We start from the raw sequence: 12,541 nt of genomic DNA on the forward strand, positions 1-12,541 counted from the left end.
TTCGACATTGGGTCATAATTTCAGTCAATATAAGTCAGACTGACGGATCATAATTTTGGATATTGCAGTTATTGGTAGCGGCATGGCCGGTCTTGCTACCGCAAGAATTCTAAAGGATGCTGGGCATAATATTACTATTTTCGAAGCACTGACTGGGCGAGGGATGGATAGCCACAGTACAGAGTTTGAAGGTGGTCTGATTGATGCTCCGTTACGTGTCATGAACCCACACTTATGGAAAAACACCTTAAGTCTTGCGACTTATTTAGGCATCAAAACGTATCCAGTACGCACTTACATGGCATGTAGTTGGTTGTTTGAAGACCGTACAGAAACATGGTTAACCACTACCCGTAGTCGCATTGGCAATTTCCCGATTATCAATAACCGCAAAGGCCTACAGCAGTATGGATGGCGCTTGGTTAAAGGTATGTTGCAGCTTAAAACCGCGATTGCTAAATTCTTCAAATCTAAAGATCAAGACATTACCTTGGCTGAATTTATCAACCAGCATGACATTGAAGAAGTGTTTTGGCATGGCGCAGTCATGCCTGTGCTCTATACCATCTGTACCTGTAATCCAAAAACCATTGGCGAATGGCCAGCGAAACCGTTGCTGATCTTTTTACGTCAGTTGACGGATGGTGATGCTTTATTGCGTATACAAGGGGGAACACCTGCCTTGGTCGATAAATTGATTGAAAACATCAATATCCAAAGCGGATCGGCTATTAGCAAAGTCACTGAACAAGGTGACAAAGTTTTGGTTGAAAATAATAAGGGCGAACAGCAATTGTTTGACCGTGTGGTGGTGGCAACGCCAACCACAAAAATTGAAGAGTTTTTAGATCCTGTTCAGTTTGCAGATGATATTGCGCTGTTAAAGCAGTTCCGTTTTGAGCAAGGTCAGCTGGTGATCCATACGGATCCTTCCGTGATGCCGCCTAAGCGTAAAGACTGGTCGGTGCTGAGCTATATTATGGACCGTAAGTTTACCCGTCAACAGTTCACGGTTTGGCTTAATTCAGTCGAACCAAGTTTGGTCGGTAAAAACGCTGTGTTCCAAACGTGGCAGCCTGTGACCGAGATTGACCCGAAAAAAGTGATTTCAACTGTAACTTTGACCCGTGCGGTGGTGGACTCGCAAACTGTGGCTTTGAATAAAGAGTTACAACAACGCCATAAAAGTGCTAACCGAAAAGTCTTCTTCTGTGGTTCATGGTCGTGCGATGGTCTGCCTATTTTAGAGTCTGCCGTCACTTCAGCAATGCATATTGCAGAAATTTTCGGTGCACCATTGCCGTTTGTTGGATTAAAACCTAAAGTTGAGGTTGCCCCACAACTCGGCTACTAAAGCATGAAATGGCTCCAAACCTTACAGCGACATCTGCCCAAACATAAATATGCAATTGATGCAAAACAATTGGGAGATCACGCTGTATTGGCTTGGAGCAATCTTGGCTATTGGGATGATGCAAGGTCATCCTATCCTGAGGCTTGCCAAACACTAGCCATACACCTTGCTGATCGATTACAGCTAAAGTCAAATGACCGTGTTCTAGACTTGGGCTGTGGACAGGGTGCGAGTCTATTGCTGTGGCAGCAGCATTACCATGTTCAGCAACTTTGTGCGGTTGAGTTACAAGCCGAATGTGTTCAGCACATACAACACACTTTAAATTCAAAGATACACATCATTCAAACGTCATTTTTAAATTTAAATTCAAAGCTATTTTCAGCACCTTTTGATGTGGTGTTTTGCCTCGATGCCGCTTATCACAGTGATTTAAATTCATTTCTGAGATCAACCCATTCTGTTTTAAATTCAAAAGGGCGTATCGGTTTTCACTATCTGATGTTGAGTGATGCATTTTTGAATTTAAATCGTTTTGAGAAACTTCAACTGAAAATGCTGTTAAAAGCAGCCGATGTTCATTTGGAACATCTTCAGTTAGAAGCGAATTTGAAGCATTCGATAGAATCACAAGGCTATCAGCAGGTTGCTATTGAAGATTTATCAGATGCAGTTTTGGCGGGTTTTTCTCGTTATTATCATGTGCATTTAGTCCAACAGGCCGCTCAAAATTTGGATTACTTCAAAATTAAAATGACGGCTAAGCTCTGTCAAAAATTATTTGAACAGGGCATCGTGCGCTATGTTCAAATTACAGCAGTTAAAGACATTTAAAATGAAATAAAAAACCAAAGGGCCAGAAACAACAAAGCCTCACTAAAAAGCGAGGCTATGTATAAAATGGTGCCGGCACACGGATTCGAACTGTGGACCTACTGATTACAAGTCAGTTGCTCTACCAACTGAGCTATGCCGGCAACGTGGTGAGAATAATAGCGGATTTTCTTGAAAACGCAAGCCAAAAAGTGAGCGATTGAAATGCACATGATTGTTTGTGCAAACTTCACCCACCAAAGGGTGGGTGAAAGCTAAGAATAAAATTTGGGGGCTGTGATGAAACTGTTTTTAAATAGGGTTAAGTGAAAACATGGAACTTATTTGCTCCTTAAAATTTGATCGAGGTCTTGGGCACATTCTTCCAACGTAAAAGCCATGTCGAGTTGCATTTGAGGTTTGAGTTCATTGGCCAGCGTTCTCCATTGTTCAATCAGACGAATTGCTTTTTGAATTTTATGTTTATTGACATCCTTTGCAAGGGTTGGGGTATAACCGCCTCGTTTAGCGTTTTTAATTTGTTTGACATAATTGGTGCTGTTATTCATTCTGACTCCCGAATAGCAGTTTTATTGGTCAATTTAGTGTTTCGCTAGTTATATACCGCAAATGAATTGTGCTTCATAAACATTGCATCTAGATGATCATTGATGATTTATTTTAACCTCCCTTAGAAATTGTTTTAGCTCAAGTTTGAATCAGGTTCAAGCGTTTATTTTTGAATAAATATTTCACTTTGTGGTGCAAATTATCCTGTTTTGTGAAGAGTCGTTTTTATGAAGCAGACTTTGTGCCAAGTCTAAATAAGAATATTCAGCATAAAAAAAGACCTTAATCTTTCGATTAAGGTCTTTAAAATTTTGGCGGGAAAGAGGGAATCATATTGTTAATTTAAATTATTGAAATAAAAATATATTGATATAGCGTTTTTTTGTTTTTACCCCCAATTATACCCCCAGATGAATAAAGGTAGAGTGGCACTTATTGAGGTACTGTCTTTACTCTAGCATAAACTAATTAGATAGCTATCAGATTCTACTATTCTAACTTCTCAGCATACAGATCCTTTTGTTTACCTTGTATTCATGTTTAGTTTGGTTACCAAGCAGTCTGTTCCGATTTCACAGAGTAATGCAGCATTTTCACCTAAAAGTCTTCAATTAATGTTTAAAAGAATTGGGCAGTTTTGCTCAACTCTTTTGGGTTTACTAATGACTTCATAAGTTTGAATAATATATATAAATGTTATGATTTTTAATTTATAGAATATGATTTTTATGATAAAAAATACTGAATAACATTTTAATAAATATTTTGTAAGTATTGTATATAGAAGGTTTCAATGAGAATAAGCCCTAATTTACCTAAAATTTTAAAAGAAGAAATGTATGATTTGCTTAGGGCGAGGTATAGAAAGACTTATGATGAGATTAAGCAAGAAGATCGAGGTCAAAATTTTCTAATTTTCAGAGACTCAATAGATGTCATTCAGCTCTATGATAGATGGCTAGAAAATATTAAGAATGATAATGCATGGGGAAAAAAAGCATTTGAAAAAATGGACTTTAATAGCAGAGAAAACTTCTTAAAAGCTATTTGTTCTTTGCAATATACATCCGAGTTATTGCTTGAATGGCATGGATTAGAGATACCCACATTTAGAAAATTTGTACAATATTTGATGGAACCTGAAGTCCATGGCAGGTTGGATAATCAGACAAATATTGTCAAGAGGTTTAACGAGATTTTTCAACTTAATGAATTTTGTGTAAATAACTCTTTAGGCTTTAGTCCAGTTTCTAGTGAATGCTTGGCAGAGACTTATTTTGCGATATCGAAGGATTTAAAACCTAAATTAATAAATGATGAATCAGTTAAAGAAAGCTTTGCTTTATCAGATGAAGAAGAACAATATTTTAAGTATTTTAATGATACGTTAGATCGAAATGGGCAAGTATACATCATGTGCTTGGACATTAAGTTATACGCGCCTTCCGATGATTGTTCAGACAGTTACACGAGCTTATTCAAAGCACTTAAAGATAAAATCGATGCTATACATCAGTTGATTGCTCAAATTGAGAATTTACAAAGTTACTTATTTAAATTAGAACCGATGCAAGAAGCTGGTTTAAATTTGCATTGCATATTGATGTTTAATTGTAAACATTCGACTTTCTCAGAAGATGGGATCATGTCTCAGTTAGATAAGAAAATGAGAAGCCAAGTTGGTCTGTCTGCTAGAAGCTACACCCTGATAAATTGGAATAATCACCTTCGTAATTATCATGCATCCAATGCCGTGGGTTTAATAAAAAAGAAGAACATAGAATCACGCTTTAATTGCTGGTATTGGGTTTACAGTTATTTTTTTTCAGTGAACCAAGTAATAGGGTTGAAGATAGAAGGCTATGCCAAGAATGATTATGTATTTAAGAAAGGTTCTATTGGCGACTTAATTGCTAATAGCAAATTACAGCAAAAGGATGTAACAAAACAGATTACATTCGATGAGCTTTTAGCACTTTTTAGAAGTAAAAAAAGCTTTGATTGCAAGCACCTCTCTCCAATCACCCAGAATTATCTCCATAAAGTTGAATTGATGGATTTACCTCATGCTGTATTTCCTATAAGGCATAAGGATACAATCCCATGCAGCAGTCTAATTTATTTGGTAGAGCTTTTTTGCGAAACTTTGAAAACTGTTCCACCAAAATTATTCAATATAGTGACAACACTAGCAATTTCTAATAAGAGCCGTTCACCCAAATTTTACGGTGATAGCCTGACTCGATTAGGGGGTATTTGGTTTAGTCTTTTAAAGCAATTAAAAAATGAAGATTTTCCTTTTTTTGAAATAACAGCATCTGGTTTTGATTCACAAAATTTAACTGATTTTAGTCATTTCTTTTTTCTCTATAAGAAGGAATTATTGAGTTTGAATTCTCAACCAATAAGTCCTGAAATAATTCAAAAGTATGAAGAGAGATTAAAAAGTTTTAAGGCAAGCCTGAATGTGAATACTTATAACAAGCAGCTTAAAGAATTAGATAAGTCATTTGAAAAGTTGTCAGAATATGCTGATTACCTTTTAGAAAAGGATATAGTTGTTCATCGATTGCATCTTAAATTTGGTTGTCTGCATGGCGGTAATTTTAGCAAAAAAGAGCAATCGGCAATTTTGACAGAGTTCCTTCGTGTAGGGCGCTCAACTCAACCTTTACGTTGGTTAAGAGGGTATATACTGCGTTGGGATGAAAAAGGATTCGAAGTTGGGAAAGACAAAACGTTGCATGCAGACCTAACCTTGATTTTTAACTATGACTCAAAATTGCAGTCTATTGATATATGTGAAAGTTTGGATTTATTTTTGAAAAATTTCATCAACCTACGTAATGAAAAATATCGAAATTCAGACGATTCATCCCATAGTGGTTCTCTTGCCTTTATAAAAGCAGAGTTTGATTACCTTATAGAGCATCAGGCTATTTTAGATGGAATTATCGAACTTTCATCAAGGTCCTTAAAAATTGAGACTACAGACAAAGTGACTAGAGTGGCTTTTAAGGAAAAATATTTACCATACATTTGTTACAAGAGTTTATTTAACCCAATTGAAGGTTGGGTGCGTAAAGAAAAAAGGCTGACACCAGGGCATAAACCTAAAGCAGAACAAGGGCTATCCTAGGTTGAAGGCGTTGAATCATCATTACATTTCTATTTAAGAAAAAAGGGTCTAGTAAGGGGTTACTTTAGCTTGGTTGATTTATGACATATTTATAGTATTTACAGGCTTTTCTTATACCACTAAGTAGGATTTCATGGGCAATTCTTACTGGGCTGTACAACCTACTTAGTTGGTAACTTATATTATTAAGACATCCTACTCTCTTGATTCCTAAGGTACTGACTACAAAAAGAATTCAGTCAGTCGTTATAACCTTTCTTTCATGATACTACTTCTCATATATCTTTTACGGATAACTCTGTACAGGAGGGTATGAGAGTACTCAGGAAAGATTTACTAGTCTCTGAAAAAAAACAGAAGTGACTGATGTGATGGTGAATAATACTTTTTGGAGACACCATGACATCAATGCTTTCATTCAATCGTCTTTCTGAACCAGCTATCTTAATCGCAGTAGAGAGCTTTATTAGCAATATTATGGTCGTAGGTTTTGAAGAATCATTTAAACCAGTTTTTAAGGAGCTGCTAGAACAGTTTGATAAAATTTATGATGTAGATCATCACTACAGTGATTACAACGCTGTTTTTGTGGCACTAAAGTCAGAAATAGACTTAATGCGTTACGACCCTTTTTGTAACCCTAATACTGATAGTTATGATTTTGTGCTTCAGTTTAATACGAAGCAATTGAGAGACTTTGAACAACAAATTAAAGATTTTAAACGTCGAATTAATGATGAGTTGAACCAATTTGCTCAGCAAGAAAAGAACAACACAGATAGCTTAATCGATTATATTGGTAAGCTTTTCCATCATTACTCTAAGTTATTGATAGTCAGAGTAGATCTTGCGTACAAAAATGATTCAAAGGGTCAGATTAATATAGAGCAATTCTATAAGCATTTTGAAAAAATGCGGAATCGGTTATCGAATAAAGATACCTGTTTTCAAGATATGCATGGGTATGCTTGGGCGTTGGAACAATCAACGGAAAATAATGGTGGGTATCATGCCCATCTGCTACTCATTTATGATGGTACGAAAGTACAGAAAGGCTCTTATTATGCGCAACGTATAGGGGAGAAATGGCAAGAGATTACTCAAGGACATGGTTGCTATTTTAACCCTCACAGTAAGGAATACATTCATAAGTTGCGTATGGCAGGCTGTGAAATTGGTCTAGGGATGGTCACAAGGAATAAAGAGGGTGATTGGGAGCGTTTACTCTCGGTGATCAATTACTTGACCTTACCTGAAAAAGATATTCAACGACTTCGAGTGAAAGCCATAAAAGATATGCAAACTTTTGGGCATGGAGAGTTTGAAAATACCAAGCGTAGAGGGATTAAAAATAGCATAAGTTAAAATTATTGACTTATATATTACTAGTCAAAAAGCTGATCATTTAAATTAATTTCAGTTTTTGTTTCATATAGTTATTTTTATGTAACTATATGAAATACTTATGCTTAAAGCTTTAACAGAGATTAAATGATGGAATCAAGGGAAATCAGGCGTGAACTATTTACTTTAATAACAGAGGCAGAACGGTTACAGCACGACCTAGTATATTATCAACTGGAATGTGCGAAAAATGATGCTAGTGGGAATAATGCTGATTTTAATTCGGCTAATGATCGAGATGAAGAGTTAGTTATTCCCTTTATGCATCTTGCTACTTCAATATACCTCACCACGGTTGCATTACTAGATAAAGAACAGATGCATGTCTATTTAAAGCATTTTTATAAGGTATTTGGTAAAAAATTTGATGCAAGGAAAGCAGCGGAAGAATTTGATATAGAGGCGTATTGGACAGGAGAGCCGTTTAATGTATTTCTTTTTAATATTCGACAATTCATTGGTCCTCTTGGCATTATGCAGGATATTGAGGGGTATTTAAAACTTTCTGGAGTACATTACCTAGAAAAAATTCTTAAGAATACCGATGCAATTCTTCATCAAAAGCAAGTAACTCCAAAGTCAGAAACAGAGGTTTATCAGGAGGTTAAATATGTTTTAGAGGCAGTTTTTCCGTCTATTAAAACATCAAAATCAAATTTTATTAAAACGGCTAAACAGTATAAACCAGATATTTTAATTCCAGAGTTGTCTGTAGCGATAGAATATAAATATGCCTCTAACGGACAGCAATTGACAAAAATACTTGGGCAAATAGCAGAGGATGTAAGAGGGTATACAGGTGACTATGAATACCAGTTATTTTATGCAGTTATTTATGTTACCAATGCTTTTTGGGGAGAAGAAAAATTTAAACATGCTTGGAAAGATCACAATTTTCCTAAGAATTGGCGGTATTTTTATATAGTTGGTCGGGGGGGGAATAATACAGGTTGAGTTAGCATAAATAAAAGAATGGCTTGAATTGACTTCAATCCCCCTCACCATTATTCTTAGCATGCTGGCCTACATTGCCAGTCGGTTTTAGCAGACCGAGCGTATAGCGTATCAGGTATTTATATTCTTCCTGAGTATAAGTCTTGTGCGAAACCTTCTCGTCCCCCTTTGCGGTAGAACGGGAGGGGGACGCGTTCGCGCGTGCTGGTTCTATATGCCCAGTCTGCTAACCCCCTTCTGTTCTGCCACCATAATCAAATAGCAGTGATTTGGCAGAGCTTCTCATGCATATAGGAGTCCGTCATGGTCATTCAAATCATCCCCTTACTGTACTGAATTCTATTTCAAACAACTGACTTTTCATCAAGCAGTTGATGGGATTGATTCGTCTCATTTTATTCATATCCGCACATCTTCCTTACTCGGGAGCATGCGTCTTCGTGTCTTAAATTTTGATTTCAATACAGAACAATATTAGAGGGGAGCTTCATGAAAATTCAATCATGCAGCATGCTTGCTGTATGCCTTTTACCTGTTTTATCTGCCTGTTCATCTACGGATAGCAAAGACCGTAAAGCCTATATCGAACAATGCATGTATCCAAATGCTGCCATTAAAACCGCAGTGGAAAGTGAAGAAGCCTGTAGCTGTCGCTATGACAGCATTCGTGAACAATACGGCAAGCCATTCTTTACAGTCCCGATCACCAATGATGAAGATAGACGTCGTTTGGACTTTGCCAGAGGTTATACCGTAGGCAAATGCAGAGGGTAGGAACATGCTAAATAAAAAATTACTTTTCATCATTGCCATTGTTTTGCTTACAGGTTGTACCTCCAAACAAGAAAAGGCTTGTCAAGAAGAAGCCAATCTGGCTGAAACGGTAATGCAGGCTCGTTTGACCTATGGTGGCTTTGCCGAAGCGACTTATATGCTCGCAGGCGATAACGATGAGCTGAGAGAACAACTTAGACCGATGATTCATGATGCCTTTGAATATGGTCGAGGTGGGACAGCGACTTTCGAAAAAACCAAACAAGTCTTTAAAGATAAATACTACCAACAATGCATGGATAGACCAGCACCTTGATGTGAGTGCCTAAGTATAGAGGGGGAGAGGGGGAAAGATGAAAAAGATCATGATGCTGGCAACCATTGCCATGTTAACAGTCGGTTGTGAAAAGCAACCAGAAGCCGTACAAGCACAAAACCCAGTTGCTAAAACTGAAGAAACGAAAGCTGCTGTCAAAGCTGAAAAACTGACGGAAAAAGAAATACAGGATTTAGAAGCTTTAGAAAAATCACCGAGTGAAGAAACAGCAGCTACAGCAGGCTTTTACTTAAGTAATTTGGAAGTGACGCCTGTTGATGAAATACGAGAGTTTATTGCCAAAGGCTGGGATGAATGGGAAACCTTGAATAGACAAGAAGCCGAGAAGGATGAACAACAAGCGCCATCCGATCAAGGCGATGCTTCGATGCAATACCGTATTGAAATCAAGAATCAGGTCTTTGGACCGAACAACGTGGTGGAAACAGCCTATCTACATTTAATCTCGCTCTCTGACAGCATTACTCTGGATCGAGTAATGGTGAACCGTGGTAACTGTAAAGCAGATTATCGTGATGGTGCCAATCCCATTCTGTACGGTAAAACTATGCGCTTCTTTTTAAATTGTGATCCACGGAATGTCCGAGAGGTGGTTGCAGTACTCAAAGATGGGCGTGAAATTGTGATGACAGCGCAATAGACTTAGATAGTACATTTATCCTACGTATGTACCATGCACCATACAGTTGAGTCGTCGAGGATTTTGAGTGGATTGAAAGAAATTTCACTTATATAACATAAAGATGAATCAATACACTGAATGAGTTTGTTGAGTCAATTACATAAGGCTTAATAAGCAAATTCACAAGACAAATCTGAATCAGGCTGCTGGACTTCATTCCAATCAAGGGATGGGGTTCAGCAGCCTTTTTGTTTATAAGGACAAAACGCATGGCACATCAACTCGAACAAATGGCTTATGTCGGTCAAACCCCTTGGCATGGTTTAGGCAACCAACTCACGCAAAATCAACCGATTGAAGTCTGGGCACAGCAGGCAGGCATGGACTGGCGCATTGAATCCTCCAATGTCAGCTATATGGCACAAAATGAACGCGGGCAAAGTATCATCATGCCGTATGAAGAACAGCGGGTGTTATACCGTTCCGATACCCATGCACCGCTCTCCGTGGTCAGTCAGCGTTATCAGGAAGTTCAACCCAAACAGATTCTGGAGTTTTATCGAGATCTAACTGAGCAATCAGGCTTTGAGTTAGAAACGGCAGGGGTACTCAAAGGTGGGAAGAAGTTCTGGGCTTTGGCGCGTACAGGACAAAGCTCAGCTTTAAAAGGCAAGGATGTCAGCAATGGCTATATCCTCTTGGCTACGGCCTGTGATGGAACCTTAGCAACCACAGCACAATTCACCAGTATCCGTGTGGTCTGTAACAACACCTTAGCGATTGCTTTGAAAGGTCAGAACTCAAGTGCAGGTGTAGTCAAAGTCCCGCACAGCACCAAGTTTGATGCTGAGAAGATTAAACAGCAACTGGGAATTTCTGTTCGTGCATGGGATGAACACATGTATGAAATGAAACAACTCAGTCAGCGTAAAGTGACGCAGACTGAAGCGGCAGCGTACTTTGATGCGGTGTTTAACAACACCAGTCTGAGTATTGCTGAACAAGACGAAGGCATTATTCAGTTCTACCGTAATGTCGCAACGCAAGCCAACTCAGCTACCAAAGCTGAAAACAAAACTGAGCCGAATGGACGTGCCATGTCGAAAGTCATGACCATGTTTAATGGACAGGGTCGTGGGGCAGAGCTTAGTTCAGCCAAAGATACAGCTTATGGCTTATTGTGCTCGATCACAGAATTTGCCGACCATGAACGTCGAGCCATGAGTCAAGATCATCGACTTGATTCGGCTTGGTTTGGTGCAGGGGCGGGCTTAAAGCAACGTGGACTTGAACAAGCACTACGCTTAGTTGTTTAAGTTTAGATTCAGATTCCAGATTTAACATGAGGACATGAGATCAATATGATCCTGTAAAACCCTCTTAACCCAGACCCCTCTTTGCCACATCTCCAGATGTGGCTTTTTTTATGCCCAAAATTTAACAATTACAGGAAATTATTTATGAACTCAGCACTGATTCAACCAACTCATACCAAACCAAATATCCATGCTGATCGTCCCAAGCTGTTTACCGCAAAACGCTTTGTGGATACCAAGAAACTTAGCCAAGCCGAGTGGCTAGAAGTACGTCGGCAAGGCATCGGTAGTAGTGACTGTGCCGCAGCCTGTGGACTCAATCCCTATATGTCGATGCTGGAACTATGGATGATCAAAACAGGACGGATACAGCAATCCATTGAAGATGAAAGTGAAGGGCATGCACCTTTATATTGGGGTAAACAGCTTGAACCTTTAGTGGCTGAATACTACAGCATGCACACCAACTACAAAGTGAGACGTGTCAATGCAGTGCTACAACACCCTGAACCTGATAAGCATTTCATGTTGGCCAACTTGGATTATTCGGTGGTGGGTGATGCTGATGTACAGATATTGGAGTGTAAAACCGCAGGGGAATATGGTGCCAAACTGTGGCGAGAGGGTGTGCCTTTATACGTGTTGTGCCAAGTACAACATCAATTGGCGGTGACAGGTAAACAAGCTGCACATATCTGCATCTTGATCTGTGGGCATGAAACGCGAATCTTTAAAGTGACCCGTTCAGAATCGGTGATTCAACACATCATCGATGCAGAGCGTTACTTTTGGGAATGTGTGGAAAAGGATACGCCGCCTGAAGTCGATGCCAGTGAATCGGCAGCCAAAGCATTACAACTCCTCTATCCAGAACATGTACCTCTCAGTACCACGGATCTATCAGAGGATGAACAAGCCAATCAACAATTTGAGCAATTGCTTCAAGCTCGAAGCCAAATTGAAAAGCATCAAGAGCATTTCGATCTGCTGAAGCATCAGCTACAAGCCAAGATGAAAAATGCCGAACGGGCCGTGTTTACGACAGGTTCAGTGACATGGAAAAAGGCTAAAGACTCGATCAGTTTAGACAGTAAAGCCTTACTCAAATCACACCCTGAATACCTCAACCAGTTTCCACAAACTAAACAAGGTTCACGACGTTTCAATATCTACAGCAAGGATGATTGAAGCTGCTTTAGCCTAAGTGTAATTCACAAGCGGAACATCAAACTCCACTCAACAATCCCATGCCTCAGCG

Annotated in this window: 11 protein-coding genes and 1 tRNA gene; 10 read left to right on the forward strand and 2 right to left on the reverse strand. The window is 38.8% G+C overall.

The window, feature by feature from the left end; genetic code table 11:
* Positions 1–55: 55 nt before the first annotated feature.
* The gene (locus tag JZ787_RS06665) at positions 56–1,354 is read left to right on the forward strand and encodes an FAD-dependent oxidoreductase (protein ID WP_346311971.1); all 1,299 of its coding nucleotides are present in this window, start codon (positions 56–58) and stop codon (positions 1,352–1,354) included.
* Positions 1,355–1,357: 3 nt separating this feature from the next.
* The gene (locus tag JZ787_RS06670; RefSeq protein WP_234964964.1) at positions 1,358–2,188 is read left to right on the forward strand and encodes a class I SAM-dependent methyltransferase; all 831 of its coding nucleotides are present in this window, start codon (positions 1,358–1,360) and stop codon (positions 2,186–2,188) included.
* Between the two features lie 67 nt (positions 2,189–2,255).
* Here the strand turns inward: JZ787_RS06670 and JZ787_RS06675 are convergent.
* Positions 2,256–2,331, reverse strand: a tRNA-Thr gene (locus JZ787_RS06675).
* A 177-nt stretch (positions 2,332–2,508) separates the two neighbouring features.
* Positions 2,509–2,736, reverse strand: a complete 228-nt coding sequence (locus tag JZ787_RS06680) for a hypothetical protein (RefSeq protein WP_004691623.1) — start codon at positions 2,734–2,736, stop codon at positions 2,509–2,511.
* Between the two features lie 794 nt (positions 2,737–3,530).
* On the opposite strand from JZ787_RS06680, the gene JZ787_RS06685 reads away from it, so the two are divergent.
* The 8 genes from JZ787_RS06685 (at position 3,531) to JZ787_RS06720 (ending at position 12,471) form a co-directional block, all read left to right on the forward strand.
* On the forward strand, positions 3,531–5,876 hold the full coding sequence (locus JZ787_RS06685; RefSeq protein WP_346311972.1) for a hypothetical protein: 2,346 nt from the start codon (positions 3,531–3,533) through the stop codon (positions 5,874–5,876).
* Between the two features lie 399 nt (positions 5,877–6,275).
* A complete protein-coding gene (locus JZ787_RS06690; protein ID WP_346311973.1) occupies positions 6,276–7,241 on the forward strand; it encodes an inovirus-type Gp2 protein in 966 nt (321 codons plus the stop codon).
* Positions 7,242–7,367: 126 nt separating this feature from the next.
* Complete coding sequence (locus tag JZ787_RS06695; RefSeq protein ID WP_346311974.1) at positions 7,368–8,234, forward strand: hypothetical protein; 867 nt, start codon at positions 7,368–7,370, stop codon at positions 8,232–8,234.
* A 489-nt stretch (positions 8,235–8,723) separates the two neighbouring features.
* Entirely contained in the window at positions 8,724–9,008 is a 285-nt protein-coding gene (locus tag JZ787_RS06700) for a hypothetical protein (protein WP_346311975.1), read from the forward strand.
* A gap of 4 nt (positions 9,009–9,012) precedes the next feature.
* Positions 9,013–9,324: a hypothetical protein gene (locus JZ787_RS06705; RefSeq protein WP_346311976.1), complete on the forward strand. Its 312-nt coding sequence runs from the start codon at positions 9,013–9,015 to the stop codon at positions 9,322–9,324.
* A 37-nt stretch (positions 9,325–9,361) separates the two neighbouring features.
* Entirely contained in the window at positions 9,362–9,985 is a 624-nt protein-coding gene (locus JZ787_RS06710; protein ID WP_346311977.1) for a hypothetical protein, read from the forward strand.
* Between the two features lie 251 nt (positions 9,986–10,236).
* On the forward strand, positions 10,237–11,283 hold the full coding sequence (locus tag JZ787_RS06715; protein ID WP_346311978.1) for a DUF932 domain-containing protein: 1,047 nt from the start codon (positions 10,237–10,239) through the stop codon (positions 11,281–11,283).
* A 144-nt stretch (positions 11,284–11,427) separates the two neighbouring features.
* A complete protein-coding gene (locus JZ787_RS06720) occupies positions 11,428–12,471 on the forward strand; it encodes a lambda-exonuclease family protein (RefSeq protein ID WP_346311979.1) in 1,044 nt (347 codons plus the stop codon).
* Positions 12,472–12,541 lie beyond the last annotated feature (70 nt).

Source organism: Acinetobacter sp. BWR-L5 (assembly GCF_039655985.1).
Taxonomy (GTDB): domain Bacteria; phylum Pseudomonadota; class Gammaproteobacteria; order Pseudomonadales; family Moraxellaceae; genus Acinetobacter; species Acinetobacter johnsonii.